Here is a 20,405-nt window from a genome sequence, read left to right on the forward strand (position 1 = left end):
TAAAAGTTAATAATAAATTTTAGGTACTTGAATAGTTTAAAAGAGAAAGTGGTTAAAATCCACTGCAGCCCCCGCTACTGTGTGAGCAAACGAATCCCGTTATCCACTGGAATTATGTTCCGGGAAGGAGGGAAGAGAATGAAGCTTGAGCCAGGAGAACTGCCTAAGATTTCATGAATTTTATTCTTCGGAGGGAAGAGAAAAACATTATTGAGTATTTTAATATACCTCTACCTTTGGGTAGGGGTAATTTTTTTTGAGGAGTGTGTATTTAAATGGAATTGCTAGAAGAAACTTTAAAATCCATCCATGAGGCAGATAAAGGGGCTATAAAAAGAGCATGGGAGAGAATGGATAGTCTTACTAAACCCATAGGAAGTTTAGGAAGGTTGGAAGAAATAGCGGTTAAAATTTCCGGTATAACTGGAGAGGTAAAGAATAAAATAAACAAGAAAAATACCATAATAATGTGTGCTGATAATGGTGTCTGGGAAGAAGGGGTATCTGCATGTCCCCAAGAGTTAACAGCTACAATCACTGATAACTATACTAAAGGTGTTACTGGAATAGGTGTTTTATCTAAGAATGTAAATGCAGATATTTGTGTAGTAGACATAGGTGTGAACGCAGACTTTAATAATCCTAAAATAATTAATAAGAAAATAGCTTATGGCACAAAAAATATGGCAAAGGGACCTGCTATGAGTAGGGAAGAAGCTATAAAAGCTATAGAAGTAGGTATAGAAATTACAGATGAATTAATAAAAAAGGGGTATGATTTACTGGGTACAGGGGAAGCAGGTATGTGTAATACCGCAACAAGTGCAGCAGTAATTAGCGCTCTTGGGAAAATAGATTCTGACCTAATTGTGGGAAAGGGGTCTGGACTTACAGAGGAAGGCTTTTTAAATAAGAAGAATGTAATAAAAAAAGCCATTGAAATAAATAAACCTGATGCTAGTGATCCTATAGATGTATTATCAAAAGTAGGAGGATTTGATATTGCAGGGCTTTGTGGATGTTTTTTATCGGCGGCTAAAAATAGAGTTCCTATAGTAATAGATGGAATAATATCTTGTGCAGCAGCTCTTTGTGCTTATAGATTAAATTCAAATGTAAAGAATTATATGTTTCCTTCTCACATGTCTGCAGAAGCAGGTGCAAAGTATGTAATGGATGAAATAGGCTTAAAGCCATGTTTAGATATGGAAATGAGATTGGGAGAGGGAACAGGTTGTCCTCTACAGTTTTCAATAATAGAAGCAGCACTAGCTATTATGAACAATATGGTTACCTTAACTGAAGCAAGCATTGAAGATAGTAAATTTCTTGTAGATATTAGAGAGAAATAATTTAAGATTATATTAAGGGGAAAATGCTTAGCATTTTCCCCTTAAAAGAGATTGACAAATTGTCAATTGCCTTATATAATAATAATTGTCATTGAGATAATTATATATGACATGGCTCGATAGCTCAGTCGGTAGAGCAGAGGACTGAAAATCCTCGTGTCCCTGGTTCGATTCCTGGTCGAGCCACCAGTGTTGCGGGAGTGGCTCAGTGGTAGAGCGTCACCTTGCCAAGGTGAACGTCGCGAGTTCGAATCTCGTCTTCCGCTCCAATTTAATATGGCGCTATAGCCAAGTGGTAAGGCAGAGGTCTGCAAAACCTTTATCCCCCGGTTCAAATCCGGGTGGCGCCTCCAACTAAAAAAGCTTGTAAATATTATATTTACAAGCTTTTTTTATATTATAAACTTATTTTTAAATACAATGCTAAGATAAAGAAATTTAATTATCAACTTTTAACTACAAATAAGCTCCCCCTATCTATTAACTTTCCTTCTCTTAAATAAATTGGCTTCACATCATATTTATATAAAAAGTCTAAGATTTCTTTTCCATAGGCATAGTAATTTAAATCACCAAAAAAAGCTAATCTATCTTTATCGAGTAATCCACAGCATCCACCAATAAACCCATAATCTAGCCCTGGTAAGGATATATCTCCAGGAGGGAGAAGTAATACATCTATATTTTCATCTTTAGCGATCTTAGCAATTCCTGTATCGCTGGTGATAATTGCATTATCGTTGACTACTGCAGTGGAACATTTAGTGTAGCCTTGTTTTACATTTAATAATTTTTTATTGCCAATCATATTTAGTAACAGACTATCCGTATGATCAATATTATGTATAAAATAATTTTTTAAATTTACTGCATTTAATTTTATATTGTTTGGATATTTAGTTTCTAAACTTTTGTCAGATAAAAATACATTAAAATTTAAACTCTTAAAAAAATTTATAAAGTTATTTTCCATGTCCCTATGGAATATTACATTTTTTTTGTCTATAAAATGAATTAACATATCAGGATGACCAAATACAGAGTCGTAAAGATTAGAACTAGGGGGACATTTTATTACATCATACCCTAATTTTATTAAGTTATCTTCTTCTTCTTTATATATTCTAAAATCAACTATTGCATAATTTTTCATAAAAACCTCCATACTATGTTATGTTAATTTTAAATGAAAAAATTTTACTTGTCGATATTTATGTTATTCCATTATGAATATACCTTTTAATTACACACATACTATTGTAGAAAGGAGTGAGTGGCATGCAATATTTCAAACTTGTGTATGAAAATGATTTTGATGGATTGATAGAAGAGATTGAGGAGATGAAGGAATACTTTAGAAACAAAGAGATCAACATAGGAATATCAGAAATTATGGAAGGAAAAACTCACTTCATAAATATAGTTTTCTCTGATAATAACCTAAATGAAAAGGCATTAAATATTTTTAATCTACACATATCCAATATACTATATAAAGCCTTAATACAGGAATTTAACGAAAAATATATAACAGAATTTATAACAGAGACTTATTTTTTTCTAAGTCTAGATGAACTAAAGGAGATAAAAAATATAAGTATAAATGTTCTTAAAGATGATAATCTAGCTATAAATGATAATAGTATATTTTATATAAATAATAAAAATGAAATAATAAAAAAAATTCTTGAATGTATTGTAAATAAAGAAGAAATAAATATAGATGGATTTTTAACTTTTAGAATGAAAGTCCTCAGAGATGAATTAGAAAAGGTTATAGATAAGGTAGTAGAAGAGTATTTGATAGAAAAAGAATATAATGAATTCATAAAATTACTAAAGTATTTTGTTGAAATACAGGATAGTAGAATTGACATAATCAATATATTGATTGAAGAAGACGGAAGCTATCATGTATTGGATAAAGAAGGAAATGATACAATGGAGGATTTCGTAAAAGATTTTATGGATAACAGGATTAGCGGAAGTGTAAATATGGAAGACATTTTAATAAGCGGATTAATAACTTATTGTCCAGAACAAATAATAATACATGGTAATAAAAACTGTAAAAATAATGAAATTATTAACACCATAAAAAATGTATTTATAAATAGAGTTCACTTTTGTGATGAATGTAAAATGTGCAGTAATTTGAAAGATAAGAGTGGTGTTAAAAGATAAAGAAATGTTGACAATAAAAGCTAATAAGAATATAATAATAAAAAGAAAATAAAAGCTATGATAAGGAAGAGTAAACAGAAGAACTGTTAAAAGAGATGAAAACCCATGGGCTGAAAGGTTTTCTTATCAGAGTTTGTTGAAAACCACCTTAGAGCTGGAAGCTGAAATTAATATTAAAGTAAGCAATCCCGTAACCTGCGTTAAAGGAACTAAAGAGGATAGTTTTACTATCAATCTGGGTGGAACCGCGAATATATCGTCCCATTATTTTGGGAGGATTTTTTTATTTTTTGAAAATATTATTATAAATTTAATATAAAATCAGGAGGTAAGTCATGATTAATGTAACTTTAAAAGATGGGAAAATAATTCAAGTAGAAAAAGGATCAAAAGTTAGTGATGTTGCAATGAAAATAAGTCCAGCTCTTTACAAAAAAGCTCTAGGAGCTAAAGTAGATGGAAAAGATGCGGAACTTATGACACAAATAAATGAAGATTGTACATTAGAGATATTAACTTTTGAAGATTCAGATGGAAAATGGACATTAAGACATACGGCTTCACATATATTAGCACAAGCAGTTAAAAAATTATATCCTAATACTAAGCTAGCTATAGGACCAGCTATTGATACTGGATTTTACTATGATTTCGATACAGATGTAACATTTACACCAGAAATGTTAGAAAGCATTGAAAAGGAAATGACAAAGATAATTAAGGAAGATTTATCATTAGAAAGATTCGAGTTGCCAAGAGAAGAAGCTATAAAGCTTATGAAGGAAAAGAAAGAAGACTATAAAGTAGAGTTAATAGAAGAATTACCAGAAGATGCAGTGATTTCTTTTTACAAGCAAGGAGAATTCACTGACCTATGTGCAGGACCTCACGTACCTTCAACTGGTAAGGTTAAGGCAGTTAAACTTCTTTCAGTAGCAGGTGCATACTGGAGAGGGGACGAAAAAAATAAAATGCTTCAAAGAATTTACGGAACTGCTTTCACTAAGAAGAGTGAGTTAGATGAATATTTAAAGATGTTAGAAGAAGCTAAGAAGAGAGATCATAGAAAAATAGGTAGAGAGTTAGAGTTATTCTCCATTCTTGAAGAGGGGCCAGGATTTCCGTTCTTCCTACCAAAAGGAATGGTTGTAAGAAATCAACTAGAAAACTTTTGGAGAGAAAAACATACAGAGGCTGAATATCAAGAAATTAGAACTCCAATTATATTAAACGAAGAGTTATGGCATCGTTCAGGTCACTGGGACCACTACAAAGAAAACATGTATTTTACAAAAATAGATGAAGAAGCTTTTGCTGTAAAACCTATGAACTGCCCTGGAGCAATTTTAACATATAAAAACTCAATGCACTCATATAGAGAGTTTCCGTTAAGATTAGCAGAGTTAGGATTAGTTCATAGACATGAATTATCTGGAGCACTTCATGGAATGATGAGAGTTAGATGTTTTACACAAGATGACGCTCATATATTTATGACAAGAGAACAAATAAAAGATGAATTGTTAAAAGTAATTAAGTTAATAGATGGTATATACAAGGTATTTGGATTTGAATATCATGTAGAACTTTCAACTAGACCAGAAAATTCTATGGGTAGCGATGAAGATTGGGAAGCTGCAACAAATGGATTAAGAGAAGCGTTAGAAGAAATAGGACTTAATTATAAAGTTAACGAAGGAGATGGAGCTTTCTACGGTCCAAAAATAGATTTCCATTTAAGAGATTGCATAGGAAGAACATGGCAATGTGGAACAATACAGCTTGATTTCCAAATGCCAGAAAGATTTGATTTAAATTACGTAGGATCGGACGGAGAAAAGCACAGACCAGTAATGGTTCATAGAGTTGTATTTGGAAGTATAGAAAGATTTATAGCAATACTTATTGAAAACTATGCAGGAGCATTCCCGACTTGGTTAGCACCAATTCAAGTTAGAATTATGAATATAACAGATTCACAAAAGGATTATGCAAATAAGCTTGGAGAAATCCTAAAGAGTAAAGGCATAAGAGCAGAAATAGACACTAGAAATGAAAAAATAGGATATAAAATAAGAGAAGCTCAACTTCAAAAGATTCCTTATATGATAGTAGTTGGAGATAAAGAAATGAATGAAAATAAGGTAGCTATAAGAAGTAGAGTGAATGGAGATTTAGGGGTTATGGAAATAGAAGACTTTGTATCTCATATAACTGATGAAATAAAGAGCAAATGTTACGATAATTGTTCATTATAATATTTAAAATATATGTTGACAAAGTTTAAGTAAGATAGTAAAATATTATCTGTTAAGAAGAAACCAGCCGTTTCTCACCTTACAGCACAGCTAGTAAGGTTTAAAGTAAAAGTGCATTATTTTAATTGCACTTATGGTATTTGTATTTAGGGACGGCTATAGCCGTCCTTTTTTATATTGTTTATTTTTTTATAACACCTAGGGGGTGAATAGTATTAATAAAGATTTCTTATTAAATGAAGAAATTAGAGAAAATGAAATTAGGGTTATAACAGATGAAGGTGAACAATTAGGAATACTATCATCAGCGGAGGCCCTAAAAATTGCGGAGGAAAGAGAATTAGATTTAGTAATGATTGCTCCTTCAGCAAAGCCGCCTGTTTGTAAAATAATGAATTATAGTAAATTTGTTTATGAACAATCTAAAAAAGACAAAGAGGCAAGAAAAAAACAAAAAGTTATTAATATAAAGGAAATAAGATTAAGTGCTACTATTGAAGAGCATGATATATCAATAAAAGCTAAACATGCTAGAAAGTTTTTATTGGACGAAGACAAGGTAAAAGTTACAGTAAGATTTAGAGGTAGAGAAGCTGACTACTCCTTTAAAGGAGAAAAAATACTTCGTTTATTTCTTTCACAAGTTGAAGATGTATGTATGGTTGAAAAGCCAGCTAAACTAGAAGGAAGAAATATGACGATGGTTTTAGCGCCAAAAAAGTCATAAATATTGAGAGGAGGAACACACTATGCCTAAAATGAAAACACATAGAGGTGCAGCAAAAAGATTTAAAGCTACAGGAACTGGTAAATTAAAGAGAGCGAAAGCTTACAAAAGTCATATATTAACAAAAAAGAGTTCAAAAAGAAAAAGAGATCTTAGACAGACTGGATATGTAGCAGAATGTCAGGAAAAAGCAATGAAGAAGTTATTACCATATTTATAATTTACAGTGCGAAGAAGGAGGTTACGTTAAATGGCAAGAGTTAAAAGAGCTGTGAATGCTCGTAAAAATCATAAAAAAGTACTTAAACTTGCAAAAGGATACTACGGTGGAAAAAGCAAGTTATTCAAAACTGCTAATGAAACAGTTATAAGAGCATTAAGAAATGCATATGTTGGCAGAAAGTTAAAGAAGAGAGATTTTAGAAAGCTATGGATAGCAAGAATAAATGCGGCTACAAGAATGAATGGATTATCATATTCAAAATTCATGAATGGAATTAAGCTTGCAGGAATAGATATAAACAGAAAGATGTTATCAGAAATAGCTATTAATGATCCAAAAGCTTTTTCTGGATTAGTAGAAATAGCAAAAGAAAAATTAAACGCTTAATAGAAAGTGCAGCCTTAATTGCTGCATTTTTTATTTTTATAATTTGACAATGTAAGCTCAAGTGCTATAATAAATTACATTAGCTCTATAGATGGATTATATTGAATTTATAATAAATTATAAATTAAATTATTGTATGAGGTGCGTACAATGAAAATTAAAATTTTTAAAAAATTTAGATTAGCTCCAGTGCAAATACTAGCTTTAGGTTTTGCAGTTGTAATTTTTATTGGAGCAATTTTATTACATTTACCCATAGCAACTCAAAGTGGTGAGATAACTCCATTTATTGATTGCTTGTTTGTTTCTACATCTGCCACTTGTGTTACAGGATTAATAACTGTAGATACTGGAACTCATTGGAGTTATTTTGGTAAAACGGTAATTATGTTTTTAATCGAAATTGGTGGACTAGGATTTATGTCTTTTGCTACTTTAATTGCCTTAATATTAGGTAAGAAAATTACATTAAAAGATAGATTAGTAATGCAAGAAGCTATGAATTCCTTTTCGCTACAAGGATTGGTTAAATTAGTCAGATATGTATTATTATTTACTTTTTCAATACAACTAGGTGGAGCGTTATTATTATCGACTCAATTTATACCTGAGTTTGGATTAGCTAAAGGTATATATTATAGTATATTTCATTCTATTTCTGCATTTTGTAATGCAGGTTTTGATTTGTTCGGTAATTATCAAAGTGTTACGAAATATTATGATAATACTGTTGTAATTTTAACAATATCTAGTTTAATTATAATAGGCGGTCTGGGATTTTATGTTTGGCAAGAAATTTATAATTTTAAGACTTTAAAGAAATTATCCCTACATTCTAAAATAGTATTATCTGTTACTACATTTTTAATAGTAGCTGGAGCTATACTTATGTTTATACTTGAGTATAATAATCCAGGAACCATGAAGGATATGTCTTTTAAGGGCAAGGTTTTATCATCTATATTTGCATCTGTTAGCCCCAGAACTGCTGGATTTAACTCCATATCTACATCAGATATGACTACTGCAGGAACATTCTTAACCATAATATTAATGTTTATTGGAGGTTCATCTGGATCTACAGCAGGAGGTATTAAAGTTACTACAGCAGGATTACTTATATTGGCGGTTATGTCTATAGTTAAAGGTAGAGAAGATGTAGAAGCTTTTAAAAAGAGAATACCAAAGGATACAATATATAAGTCCTTGGCAATTACAGTTATAGGCTTAGGCCTTGTTATATTTGTTACAATGGTATTGTCAATAACTGAAGCTGGTGCATCGTTGGAATATCTTCTTTATGAAGCAACCTCTGCTTTTGCAACTGTTGGATTAACATTAGGATTGACTACTAAATTAAGTTTTGCAGGTAAAATAATTATTGCTTTTACTATGTACGCTGGAAGAATAGGACCTTTAACTTTATTTTTAGCTTTATCAAGGAAAAAGGCTTCAAGTAATATAAAGTATCCAGAGGAAAAAATATTAGTAGGATAGGGGAGATTTAAATGGAAAAAAAACAGTTTGTTGTTATAGGATTAGGTAGATTTGGAACTTCTGTAGCTAAGACTTTATATTCCCTTGGGAATGATGTATTAGCTATTGATTCAGATGAAGATATAGTTCAAAGTGTATCAGATGATGTTACTCACTCAGTACAATTAGATGCTACAGATGAGCATACTTTAAGATCCTTAGGTATAAGCAACTTTGATGTAGCTGTAGTAACTATTGGTTCAGATATACAGGCAAGCGTAATGGCTACATTAATAGTTAAAGAAATAGGTGTAAAATATATAATAGCTAAAGCTAACAGTGAACTACATGCAAAAGTACTATATAAAATAGGGGCAGATAGAGTGGTTTTACCAGAGAGAGATATGGGAGTTAGAGTTGCACATAATTTAGTTTCAGCGAATATACTTGATTATATCGAGTTATCTCCAGAATATAGCATAGCAGAAATAGTAAGCTCTACAGATTGGCATGGAAAGACTTTAAATGATTTAAGCATGAGGGCTAACTATGGAATAAATGTTGTAGCTATTAAAAGTGGTAATGATATAAATGTATCTCCTTCAGCAGATGATATAATCAATTCAGGAGATATAATTGTGGCTATTGGTGAAACAGAAAAATTAAATAAATTAGAGAATTTAATTTCTAAATAAAGGGTGAAATTATATTGGAAATGATATCTAGCAAAGATAATGCTATAATAAAAGAGATAAAAAAGCTAAAAGAAAGAAAGTATAGAAATGAAGAAAAGAAATTTTTAGTTGAAGGATTTAGATTTGTTGAAGAGGCATTAGATTCAAATTTTACCGTTTCTCATATTTTTATAAATGAGAAATCAAAGGATAAATTTTACCAATTAGCGATTAATAACAAAATAAAAGAGAATACTAAAGTATATATGCTTACGGAATCAATATTTAAAAGAGTAAGTAATACTGAAAGCCCTCAAGGGATAATAGCGTTAGTACAAAATAAAGAGATAGCTATAGAAGGCAAGAAAGGTTTTTATGTATTAGTAGATAAAGTTCAAGATCCAGGCAACTTAGGAACCATAATAAGAACCGCACATGCTGCTGGTGCCTTAGGAGTAATAACAATGGAAGGAACCGTTGATGTCTACAATGATAAGACACTAAGGTCTACCATGGGATCAGTATTTTACATTCCAATTTTAGAGAGTAAAGATTTAACTTTTATAAAAAGTCTTAAGGAAAAGGGATATAAATTTTTAGTGAGTTCTCTAGAATCAAAAAATAATATATATGATTTAAATTTGAAAAATGAGAAATTAGTAATCTGTATAGGGAATGAAGGCAAAGGAATAAGTGAAGAAGTATTGAATTTAGGAGATGAAAATTTTAAAATTCCTATGCCTGGAGGAGCAGAGTCACTTAATGCAGCAGTGGCGGCAGCAGTGATTATGTTTGAAATAGTTAGGCAAAATGTAAATTAGCATTGACAATTCAATTATAAATATGTAGAATTTTAAATTAAAGACATAAAATATAATAATTAAACGGTGAAGAAGAGAGTAAATATAAGGATTATTTCAGGGAGAAAAGGCCCTAGACTGAAAGCCTTTTTATTAGTTGTTATATTGAAGTTCCCTTCTGAGTTCTAATTGTGAATGATTGTAGTAGCAATTAGCGGTTAATAACCGATAAACTATAAAAGATGAGCATGTTATGCTAATCAGGGTGGTACCGCGGATATAAGTTCGTCCCTAGCAGGGATGGGCTTTTTTTATTTTATAAACTATTATTGAAAGGAGCATTATGCAATGAGAGAAAAATTAGAAAGTATTAAAGAAAGTGCTATAAATGAGCTAAAGACTATAGAAAATAAAAATGAGTTAGATAGCATTAGAGTTAAATACCTTGGTAAGAAAGGTGAATTAACTCAGATATTAAGGGGAATGGGTGGATTAAGTTCGGAAGAAAGACCTATAGTAGGTAAACTAGCTAACAAAGTGAGAGAAGTTATAGAAAGTTTAATAGAAGAAGCTTCAAGTGAAATGAAAAATAAAGAGAAAAATTTAAGATTAAAAAATGAAACTATAGATATATCCTTACCAGGAAAGAGAAAGGCTTTAGGTAAGAGACATCCTTTGGATTTAACTTTACAAAGTATGATCGATATATTTATATCCATGGGATTCACCATAGAAGAAGGACCAGAAGTAGAATTAGACTACTATAATTTTGAGGCATTAAACATACCTGAAAATCATCCAGCAAAAGGGGAGCAGGATACTTTTTATATAAATGACAAAATGGTTTTAAGAACTCAAACTTCTCCAATACAAATAAGAACTATGGAGAAACAAAAACCACCTATAATGATGATAGCGCCTGGAAAGGTTTACCGTTCAGATGCTGTAGATGCTACTCATTCACCTATATTTTATCAAATGGAAGGGCTAGTAGTAGACAAGGGAATAACCTTTGCAGATTTAAAAGGTACCTTAGAAATGTTTGCTAAAAAAATGTTTGGAGATAAGGTTAAGACTAAATTTAGACCTCATCATTTCCCATTTACAGAACCTTCAGCAGAAATGGATGCTACATGCTTTGTATGTAATGGAGAAGGGTGTAGGGTATGTAAAGGAAGTGGATGGATTGAATTGTTAGGTTGTGGCATGGTACATCCACAGGTTTTAAGAAATTGTGGAATAGATCCAGAAGTATATAGTGGATTTGCTTTTGGTTTTGGTGTTGATAGAATGGTTATGTTGAAGTATGGAATAGATGATATTAGATTACTTTATGAAAGTGATATGAGATTTTTAAATCAATTTTAATATTATGAATGGAGGCAAGTGAAATGAAAGTTCCAATTAAATGGTTAAAAGATTATGTAGATATAAATATTTCAGTAATAGAACTAGGGGATAGACTTACTCTTTCTGGTTCAAAAGTAGAAGAAATTGTTACTTCAGAGGATGAAATTAAAAATGTAGTTACAGGGAAAATAATGTCTATTGTACCTCATCCGGATGCAGAGAAATTAGTTGTGTGTCAAGTTAATATTGGAGAGGAAGAACTAACACAAATAGTTACTGGAGCAAAAAACATGAAAGAAGGAGATATAGTTCCAGTTGCTGTACATGGTTCAAATTTACCAGGTGGAGTAAAGATTAAGAGAGGTAAATTAAGAGGTATTGTATCTAATGGAATGATGTGTTCAGAAGATGAGTTGGGAATTGGAGGAGAAGAAGCGGCAGAAGGATTGCTAATACTACCACAGGAAACTCCAATAGGAAAAGACATAAAGGAAGTATTAGGATTAGATAATGCGGTAATTGAGTTTGAAATCACATCTAATAGACCAGATTGTTTAAGTGTAGTAGGAATGGCTAGGGAAACAGGAGCTACGCTAGGAGTTGAATATAAGCAACCAGAAACTAATTATGTGAGTAAATGTAAGGAAAACATAAATGATATTTTAAAAGTAGAAATAAGAGATGATTTATGTAGAAGATATATGTCTAGAGGAGTAAAAAATGTTAAAATAGCTCCATCACCAGCTTGGATGCAGGAAAGATTAATGGAGGCAGGAGTTAGACCTATTAATAATGTAGTAGATATAACTAATTTTGTAATGCTAGAATTAGGTCAGCCAATGCATGCTTTTGATGCTAGAGAAATCACATCTAATAGCATAATTATTGAAAGAGCTAAAGATGGAGAAAAGTTCACTACTTTAGATGAAGTAGAAAGAGATATAGATTCCAATATATTATGCATAAAAGATGGAGATAGAGCAGTGGCTCTTGCAGGTATAATGGGAGGGTTGAATTCAGAAGTAAAGGAAGATACTGCTGAAATAATTTTTGAATGTGCAAATTTTGAGGGTACTAATATTAGAGTATCTTCAAAGAAATTAGGGCTAAGAACAGAAGCTTCATCAAAATTTGAAAAAGATTTAGACCCCAATTTAGTTCAAATTGCTATAGATAGAGCTTGTAATTTAGTTAATGAATTAGGCGCTGGAGAAGTAATGGAAGGAACTATAGATGTGTATCCAAATCCATTAAAGACAAATATTATTGAAGTAGACTCTAAATGGATAAATAAATTTTTAGGAATAGAAATATCAAAAGAAAGCATGAAAGAATACTTAGATAGATTAGAATTAAAAACTGAAATAGAAGAGGAAAAATTAATTATTAAAGTACCTACTTTTAGAAGTGATATAAATATTAAAGAAGATGTAGCAGAAGAAATTGCAAGAATTTATGGATATAACAATATACCTACTACTTTACTTAAGTCTACTAGCGAAAGAGGAGGTAAAACTAAGAAGCAGCATTTACAAGATAGCATAGTTGAAGTATTGATAGGAAGCGGTTTAAATCAATCCATAAGCTATTCTTTTGTAAGTCCAAAAGTATTTGATAAAGTGTTGATTCCTAAAGAAAGTCCTCTTAGAAATGTAGTTAAAATAAGAAATCCTTTAGGGGAAGATTATAGCATAATGAGAAGCACTTCCATTCCTTCTATGATGGAAGCTTTAGCTAGAAATTATTCAAGAAGTAATGAAAGAACAAGATTATTTGAAATTGGTAAAGTGTATTTACCAAAGGAAAGTGAATATGAACTTCCAGAAGAGATAAATATAGCAACTTTAGGTATATACGGCGATGTAGATTATTTGGACTTAAAGGGTATTGTAGAAAATATAGTAGATAGTTTAGATATAAAGGATGTAAGCTATAAAAGAGAAAGTGAAAATCCTTCTTTCCATCCAGGAAAAACAGCAAAAGTATTTATTGGACAAAAATTACTTGGAACTTTAGGAGAAATTCATCCTGATATTACGGATAATTATGATATAGAAGAAAGATGTTATATAGCTGAGTTAAACTTAGATTTATTGTATCAATATGCAAATGTAAATAAAGCTTATAAACCACTTCCAAAATATCCTGCAGTAACTAGAGATATCGCATTAATAGTTGAAGATGAAGTTATGGTACAGGATATTGAAGACATTATAGCTAAACAAGGCGGAAAAATGGTAGAAAGTATTAAGTTATTTGACATATATAAGGGTAAGCAAATAGAAGAAGGAAAGAAAAGCGTTGCTTACTCCATAGTATATAGACTTGAAAATAAAACTTTGACAGATGGAGAAGTAAATAAGGTACATGATAAAATAGTAAGAACTCTGGAAAATAGGTTAGGAGCAACTCTAAGATAAATTCTATTTTAACTGGTAACAAATTGTGTTAAAATATATATAAGAATTTATCTGAGAGGGTGTTTTCATGAACATAGTAGCTGTTAGGATAAATGGAGTTGAATACAACTTAAAGGGAAATGAGAAAGAAGAATATTTACATAGGGTAGCAGCTTATGTAGATAAAAAACTTAAAAACATAACTGATAATAACAATAAACTCAGTACAGCTTCAGCTGCCATATTAACTGCCGTTAATGCTGTTGATGACATGCTTAAAAAAGAAGAGGAAAATCAACAGCTTATAAATAAGTTAAACTACGTGGAAGAACATGAAAAAAATTATGTAAGCGAAATTGAGGATTTGAAGAGCAAAGTGGCCGAGTTAGAGAAATATGTTGAGGAATTGAAAGGAAAAAGTCAGTTAAAAGAATACGAAGAAGTACTAAAAAGTAAAGAAGCAATTCTCAGCAATACAGAAAAAGAAAAAAATGAACTTAAAAATACTTGTAAAAAATACTTAGAAGAAAATAATAAGTTAAAATTAGAATGTAAAGAATATAAGTTTAAAATGCAGTCCTCAAAATACAAAATACTAGATTTGCAACATAAGCTTATTGAAACAGAGGTTAAATTGGCAAAAGAGAAGAAAATGAATAATCCAATGATAAAATAAGGTACATTAATTTGTACCTTATTTTATTTTAAATGTGATAATAACATTTATATCTGCATAATAATAATTTAAACACAGAGAAATTTAGGGGGATATATATGAGGATTCTATATTGCATAAGAAATGATTATCTGAGAAATTTTGCAGGAGATTCTATGCAAGTTTTAAAGTCAGCAGAACATTTGAGAAAAATTGGAGCCCATGTAGATATAAATAATGGTCACATAGAAGATTATTCTTCTTATGACTTAATTCACTTATTTAATTTAACGAGAACTGGGGAAACATATAAGTATTATAAGTTAGGAAAATACTATAAGAAAACCATTGTATTATCGCCAATGTACTGGGATTTAACAAAGTATTATAGCTATATTAAAGATATAGATAGTATAAAGATGTGGGAAAAATGTAGCCATTATAAGCTTGAAATATTAAAAGGTTGTAAAATAATATATCCTAATAGTAAAACAGAGGGAAACATAATTAAGGAGGAATTTGGTAAGAATATTAAATACGAGGCAATATACGATGGAGTTGAAGTGGAGGATGATCAGGTTCCACTATATAATTTTAAAGATAGATATAATTTAGATAATTATGTTCTCTGTGTTGGTAGGATATGTAAAATGAAAAATCAGTTAACTTTATCTAAGATTTGCAATGATTTAAATATACCATTAGTGCTTATAGGCACTATCGATGATAAAGATTACTTTAATGAATGTATAAAATATAAGAACACTATCTATTTAGGTTTTATGGATAGCTACAATATCTATAATGCATATAGATTTGCGAAGCTTCACATATCACCATCCTTTATGGAGATACCAGGAATTTCTTCTTTGGAAGCAGCTGCTAGTGGGTGTAATATACTAACAACTAAAGAAGGGAGTGCTTATGAATACTTTGGAGAGGGCGCTACTTACTGTGATCCTTTTCAAGAAGCATCAATAGCTGAAGGAATAATTAAAGGGATTAATAAAAAGAAAAATGATGATTTTAAAAACTATATTTTAGAAAATTATAATTGGAGTAAATGTATACAAAAATTATACGAAAGTTATTTGGCTATCCTACAGTAAAGGATAGCCTTAAATTATTGTTAGAAACTATGGGTAATATATTGTATAATAAACCTAGATTAAATTAGGAGAGATGAATATGAAAAAAGTAGAGTTATTGGCTCCAGCAGGTAGCATAGAAAGTTTGTATTCAGCAGTTAATAGTGGAGCGGATGCAGTATATTTAGGAGGAAGTAAATTCTCTGCAAGAGCGTATGCCTCTAATTTTGATGAGGATAATATGACTAATGCAGTGGATTATTGTCATATATATGGAGTAAAAGTATATGTTACGGTAAATACCTTATTGAAAGAAGAGGAACTAAAGGAAGCTTTAGAATACTCTAAATTTCTATATAAAATAGGTGTAGATGCTTTATTGATACAGGATATAGGTCTAGCTAAAGCTATAAGAAGTGAAATGCCAGACTTTGAGCTACATGCTTCAACTCAGATGACAATACATAATCTAGAGGGAGCAAAATTTCTTAAAGAAATAGGTTTTAAAAGAATAGTTTTATCTAGAGAATTATCATTAAAGGAAATTAAATATATATCAGAAAACATAGGGATAGAAACAGAGATATTTATGCATGGAGCTTTATGTATATGCTATTCTGGTCAATGTCTTATGAGTAGTATGATAGGAGGCAGAAGTGGAAATAGAGGGAGATGTGCACAACCTTGTAGATTACCTTACTCATTAATAGAAGGAGATGAAGATAGAGAAAAAAAGAGCTATCTATTAAGCCCTAAGGATATTTGCACATTGAGCGATATCAAGGATATAATTTTAAGTGGTGCTACGTCTTTGAAAATTGAAGGTAGGATGAAAAGGCCGGAGTATGTAGCAGGGGTTATAGATATTTATAGAAAGGCTATAGATAATATACAAATAGAAGAGCAAGAATTAGATAAAGAAGAAAAATTAGATTATGAGGCGGAAAATAAGAAACTTCTTCAATTATTTAATAGAGAAGGTTTTTCTAAAGCTTATTTATATGGGAATGTAGGGAAAGATATGATGGCCTATAACTTTCCTAAAAATACTGGTATATTGCTAGGAAAGATAGATAAGGAGTTAAAAATTACTCTAAAGGAAGATATATCTTTAAAAGATGGAGTGAGAAATGGAGAAAGTGGTTTTGCTATATCTAAAATAACAAAGGATAATAAAGAAGTAGAGAAAGCTTATAAGGGAGAAAAAGTTAAAATATATCCAGCAAACTATAAAGTAGGGGACACAATATTTAAAACATCTGATGTAAAATTATTAAAATACTATGAAGGATTTTACAACAATAAATATAGTAAAAAAATAAATATATCTTTAAAAGTAGATTTTAAAACAAATTCTCCTATAGTTATTTCCACGGAAATAAAGGGGAAAACTATAACAATTAGGGGAGATAAAGTTCAAGAGGCAATAAAAAAACCATTAGATAAAAATAAAATAATCGATAATTTAAGAAAAACTGGAGATACTCCATTTAATTTTGAAGAAATTACATTTGATAATTTTGAAGAAGGATTCTTGCCAGTATCTTCAATTAATGAAGTAAGAAGAACTTTGTTAGAAAAAGTACAAAACTTTATTGTTGATTCATATAAAAGAGATATAAACTTAAGTAGCACAAACTATAATATGAATTATCCTATAAAGGAACGAAAGGTTTTACCAGAGACATTAGTATATATAACCACTAAAGATCAATTAAAAGCAGTGTTAGAGTTTGATGCAAAGAATATATGTATTAATCCATTTATGAGGAATAACGAAATAGACATTAACTCTATAGATAGGGAAAAAGTAAATTTATATTTGAAAATACCTAATATTATTAAAGGAGAATTTCAAACTATAATTGAATTCGTAGAAAAAAATCTACATAAAATCAAGGGGATTATTACAGCAAATTTAGGTATTATAAATAAATTTAAAGATAAAACATGTATCATTGGAGATTACAAACTAAATGTATTTAATAGTGAAAGTTTAAATTTCTATGATAATTTTATAGATGGAAGTTGTGTAAGTGTAGAATTAAATAAAAAAGAGTTAGAGAATAGTTTTAAAGAAAATAAAAATGAGCAAATACTTGTTTATGGCAAAATTGAGCTTATGGTAAGTGAATATTGTGCTATTGGAAGTGTTTTCGGGGGGAAAGATAAGAACATCAACTGTGATACATATTGCAATAAGAAAAAATTTACGCTAGTAGATAGGATGGGAGAAAAATTCTTGCTTAGTACTGATAAATTTTGTAGAAGCTATGTGTATAACTCAGTAGCTCTAAACTTACTTCCTAATATAAAGGAATTGAATAAAATGAATTTTAAAAACTTTAGGCTAGATTTTACAGATGAAAGCTATGAAGAAGTAGTGTATATAATGAAATCTATGTTAGCTAAAACCTGGGATAGGGATTTTAAAAATTATACTAGGGGACATTATAAAAGAGGTGTAGAATAATGAATGATAGAGCATTAAGAGTGTTAGAATTTAATAAGATAAAGGAAATATTAAAAGGATTTACTCATACTCAAGCGGCTAAAGATATAGTTGATAATTTAAAACCATACAATAATTTATATGAAGTTAGGGAACATTTACAGGAAACTAAAGAAGGACTAATGTTGCTAGTAAAAAAAGGGTCACCACCCTTTGAAGGAATATATGATGTTAGAGAGGAAATAGGAAAAGGAGAAAAAGGTTTTGTTCTTCTTCCTGGACAATTGTTAAAAATTGCAAATGTTATGAGGTCATCCAGAAAATTTAAAGATTATGTTACTCATAAAGATGAAGAAGAAGCATATAAAGTCATAGAAGATATCTGTGAAAGTATATATCCCCTCAAAGCTCTAGAAGATAATATATACAATGCAATCATCGGTGAAGAAGAAATATCAGATAGGGCAAGTAGTACTCTTTATAATATAAGAAAATCCTTAAAGGATAAAAATGCTTCAATAAGAGATAAGGTTAACTCACTTATAAGGAGTTATGCTCCTTATCTTCAAGAGAGCTTATATACCATGAGAGGTGAAAGATATGTTCTTCCAGTGAAAGCTGAGAATAAAAGTTCAGTTCCTGGATTAGTACATGATCAAAGTTCATCAGGTGCAACATTATTTATTGAACCTATGAGTTTAGTAAATTTAAATAACGAAATAAAAGAGCTCATATTAAAAGAAAAGGCAGAAATAGAAAGGATATTAAAGGAGTTATCCTCAAAAGTATGTGAGAATATAGCATATGTTAAAAACAATGCAAATATAATATGGGAGTTAGACTTCATATTTGCTAAATCCAAGTTTGGTAGTAGTTTAAATGCTATTTGTCCTCATGTAAATGAAGATGGATTTGTAGACATAGTGCAAGGAAAACACCCATTAATTGATCCGAAAGTGGTTGTTCCTATTGATGTATATTTAGGAAGGGATTTTACTTCACTTGTAATAACAGGTCCTAACACTGGAGGTAAAACAGTAACTTTAAAAACTGTAGGGCTTTTACATATCATGGCTATGAGTGGGCTTATGATTCCTGCTAGGGAGAACTCAACCGTAAGCCTTTTTAAAGAGATATATGCAGATATAGGAGATGAACAAAGCATAGAGCAAAGTTTATCTACATTTTCATCCCATATGACAAATATAGTAAATATAATAGGAAGTGCAGATTCAAAGTCATTGGTACTGTTTGACGAATTAGGAGCGGGGACAGATCCAACAGAAGGGGCTGCTTTAGCTGTTTCAATATTAGAACATTTGAGAAAGAAAGATGTTAAAATAATTGCTACTACCCACTACAGTGAGCTAAAAGGATATGCCTTAAAGACTGAAGGAGTAGAAAATGCTTCAGTAGAGTTTGATGTAGAAACATTAAAGCCTACTTATAGATTACTCATTGGAATACCTGGTAAATCTAATGCTTTCGAAATTTCAAGAAGATTAGGATTGCCAGACTTTATAATTGAAGAAGCTAAAGAGAGTATAGCTAGTGAGAGTCTAAAATTTGAAGACTTAATACAAAGTCTTCAAGAAAAAAGCATCAAAGCTGCGGAAGATGCAAGGAAGTCAGAGATGTTGAAAAATGAAGCTCAGAAGTTAAAAGAAAAATATGAAGAAAAATTGTATGGCCTCAACAAAGTAAGAGAAAATGCTCTTATAGATGCCCAAAGAGAAGGAAAAAGATTGGTAAAAGAGGCAAAAGAAGAGGCAGATAATATATTGAAAAATATAAGAGAACTGGAAAGAATGGGTTATAGTTCGGATGTAAGACATAAATTAGAGGAAGAAAGAAAAAAATTAAAGGATAAATTAGAAAAAATAGAAACACAGGGTGAAAATTTAGAGAAGGAAAAGGGCGAAAAAATTAAAGAGGTCAAATTAGGAGAAGAAGTATATCTACCAAAGTTAAACCAAAATGTAATTGTTTTGACCAAACCTGATAATAGAGGAGAAGTTCAAGTTCAGGCTGGTATAATGAAAATAAATGTGAAGGTAGAAGATTTAAGGATATCACAAAGAAGCGCGAAGGATAAAAAAGTAGCAAGAAGAGAAGTGAGATTAAATCTTAAATCCGTTTCAACTTCAATTGATTTAAGAGGAATGGATTCAGAAGAGGCTATTTATGCTACTGATAAATATTTAGACGAAGCCTACATGGCAGGGTTAAGTAAAGTTACTGTCATACATGGTAAAGGTACAGGAATATTGAGAAAAGCCATAAATGACATGTTAAAAAGGCATTCTCATGTAAAGTCCTATAGACTAGGAGAATATGGAGAAGGAGGCACCGGAGTTACGGTAGTAGAGTTAAAATGATA

Annotated in this window: 16 protein-coding genes, 3 tRNA genes, 1 riboswitch and 3 other annotated features; of the genes, 18 read left to right on the forward strand and 1 reads right to left on the reverse strand. The window is 30.6% G+C overall.

The genetic code is table 11. The features are described 5' to 3' along the window. The first annotated feature begins 4 nt into the window (after positions 1-4). Positions 5-181: riboswitch (cobalamin riboswitch) on the forward strand. Between the two features lie 94 nt (positions 182-275). From cobT to KQI86_RS14180, 4 genes are all read left to right on the forward strand, one after another. Next, positions 276-1,352 carry a nicotinate-nucleotide--dimethylbenzimidazole phosphoribosyltransferase gene (gene cobT / locus KQI86_RS14165; protein ID WP_216440008.1) on the forward strand — a complete coding sequence of 359 codons (1,077 nt, stop codon included), beginning with the start codon at positions 276-278 and terminating at the stop codon, positions 1,350-1,352. 113 nt (positions 1,353-1,465) lie between these two features. Beyond that, positions 1,466-1,541 (forward strand) — tRNA-Phe (locus KQI86_RS14170). Positions 1,542-1,546: 5 nt separating this feature from the next. Then, positions 1,547-1,621: transfer RNA gene (locus tag KQI86_RS14175), tRNA-Gly, on the forward strand. A gap of 9 nt (positions 1,622-1,630) precedes the next feature. Further along, positions 1,631-1,705: transfer RNA gene (locus tag KQI86_RS14180), tRNA-Cys, on the forward strand. Positions 1,706-1,797: 92 nt separating this feature from the next. Here KQI86_RS14180 and KQI86_RS14185 read toward each other — a convergent pair. Beyond that, a complete protein-coding gene (locus tag KQI86_RS14185; protein WP_246582817.1) occupies positions 1,798-2,505 on the reverse strand; it encodes a DUF6873 family GME fold protein in 708 nt (235 codons plus the stop codon). A gap of 125 nt (positions 2,506-2,630) precedes the next feature. Between KQI86_RS14185 and ytxC the strand changes: the two genes are divergently transcribed. The 14 genes from ytxC (at position 2,631) to KQI86_RS14255 (ending at position 20,403) form a co-directional block, all read left to right on the forward strand. After that, positions 2,631-3,536, forward strand: coding sequence for a putative sporulation protein YtxC (ytxC, locus tag KQI86_RS14190; protein ID WP_216440010.1), 906 nt, complete (start codon positions 2,631-2,633; stop codon positions 3,534-3,536). Between the two features lie 48 nt (positions 3,537-3,584). Continuing rightward, positions 3,585-3,803 (forward strand) — a binding site (T-box leader). Positions 3,804-3,871: 68 nt separating this feature from the next. Then, positions 3,872-5,794 (forward strand): threonine--tRNA ligase, encoded by a 1,923-nt coding sequence (thrS, locus tag KQI86_RS14195; RefSeq protein WP_216440011.1) that lies wholly within the window; start codon positions 3,872-3,874, stop codon positions 5,792-5,794. A gap of 48 nt (positions 5,795-5,842) precedes the next feature. Next, positions 5,843-5,978 (forward strand) — a sequence feature (ribosomal protein L20 leader region). A 21-nt stretch (positions 5,979-5,999) separates the two neighbouring features. Then, a complete protein-coding gene (infC, locus tag KQI86_RS14200) occupies positions 6,000-6,521 on the forward strand; it encodes a translation initiation factor IF-3 (protein ID WP_216440012.1) in 522 nt (173 codons plus the stop codon). A 22-nt stretch (positions 6,522-6,543) separates the two neighbouring features. Beyond that, positions 6,544-6,741 carry a 50S ribosomal protein L35 gene (gene rpmI / locus KQI86_RS14205; protein ID WP_216440013.1) on the forward strand — a complete coding sequence of 66 codons (198 nt, stop codon included), beginning with the start codon at positions 6,544-6,546 and terminating at the stop codon, positions 6,739-6,741. A 30-nt stretch (positions 6,742-6,771) separates the two neighbouring features. Next, positions 6,772-7,131, forward strand: a complete 360-nt coding sequence (gene rplT, locus KQI86_RS14210) for a 50S ribosomal protein L20 (protein WP_216440014.1) — start codon at positions 6,772-6,774, stop codon at positions 7,129-7,131. Between the two features lie 150 nt (positions 7,132-7,281). Then, positions 7,282-8,628 (forward strand): TrkH family potassium uptake protein, encoded by a 1,347-nt coding sequence (locus KQI86_RS14215; RefSeq protein ID WP_216440015.1) that lies wholly within the window; start codon positions 7,282-7,284, stop codon positions 8,626-8,628. 11 nt (positions 8,629-8,639) lie between these two features. Next, positions 8,640-9,302 carry a potassium channel family protein gene (locus KQI86_RS14220; RefSeq protein WP_216440016.1) on the forward strand — a complete coding sequence of 221 codons (663 nt, stop codon included), beginning with the start codon at positions 8,640-8,642 and terminating at the stop codon, positions 9,300-9,302. Positions 9,303-9,316: 14 nt separating this feature from the next. After that, a complete protein-coding gene (locus KQI86_RS14225; protein WP_216440017.1) occupies positions 9,317-10,102 on the forward strand; it encodes a TrmH family RNA methyltransferase in 786 nt (261 codons plus the stop codon). A gap of 57 nt (positions 10,103-10,159) precedes the next feature. Then, positions 10,160-10,377, forward strand: a binding site (T-box leader). Positions 10,378-10,429: 52 nt separating this feature from the next. After that, on the forward strand, positions 10,430-11,449 hold the full coding sequence (gene pheS / locus KQI86_RS14230; RefSeq protein WP_216440018.1) for a phenylalanine--tRNA ligase subunit alpha: 1,020 nt from the start codon (positions 10,430-10,432) through the stop codon (positions 11,447-11,449). 23 nt (positions 11,450-11,472) lie between these two features. Continuing rightward, positions 11,473-13,851, forward strand: a complete 2,379-nt coding sequence (gene pheT / locus KQI86_RS14235; protein ID WP_216440019.1) for a phenylalanine--tRNA ligase subunit beta — start codon at positions 11,473-11,475, stop codon at positions 13,849-13,851. A 67-nt stretch (positions 13,852-13,918) separates the two neighbouring features. Then, on the forward strand, positions 13,919-14,506 hold the full coding sequence (locus KQI86_RS14240; RefSeq protein WP_216440020.1) for a cell division protein ZapA: 588 nt from the start codon (positions 13,919-13,921) through the stop codon (positions 14,504-14,506). 98 nt (positions 14,507-14,604) lie between these two features. Then, positions 14,605-15,594 carry a glycosyltransferase gene (locus tag KQI86_RS14245; protein WP_216440021.1) on the forward strand — a complete coding sequence of 330 codons (990 nt, stop codon included), beginning with the start codon at positions 14,605-14,607 and terminating at the stop codon, positions 15,592-15,594. Between the two features lie 79 nt (positions 15,595-15,673). Continuing rightward, positions 15,674-18,046 (forward strand): U32 family peptidase, encoded by a 2,373-nt coding sequence (locus KQI86_RS14250; protein WP_216440022.1) that lies wholly within the window; start codon positions 15,674-15,676, stop codon positions 18,044-18,046. Beyond that, positions 18,046-20,403 carry an endonuclease MutS2 gene (locus KQI86_RS14255; protein ID WP_216440023.1) on the forward strand — a complete coding sequence of 786 codons (2,358 nt, stop codon included), beginning with the start codon at positions 18,046-18,048 and terminating at the stop codon, positions 20,401-20,403. Before KQI86_RS14250 ends, KQI86_RS14255 begins: the two co-directional genes overlap by 1 nt. Positions 20,404-20,405: the final 2 nt, after the last annotated feature.

Source organism: Clostridium mobile (genome assembly GCF_018918285.1).
In the GTDB taxonomy this organism is placed as follows: domain Bacteria; phylum Bacillota; class Clostridia; order Clostridiales; family Clostridiaceae; genus Clostridium_AW; species Clostridium_AW mobile.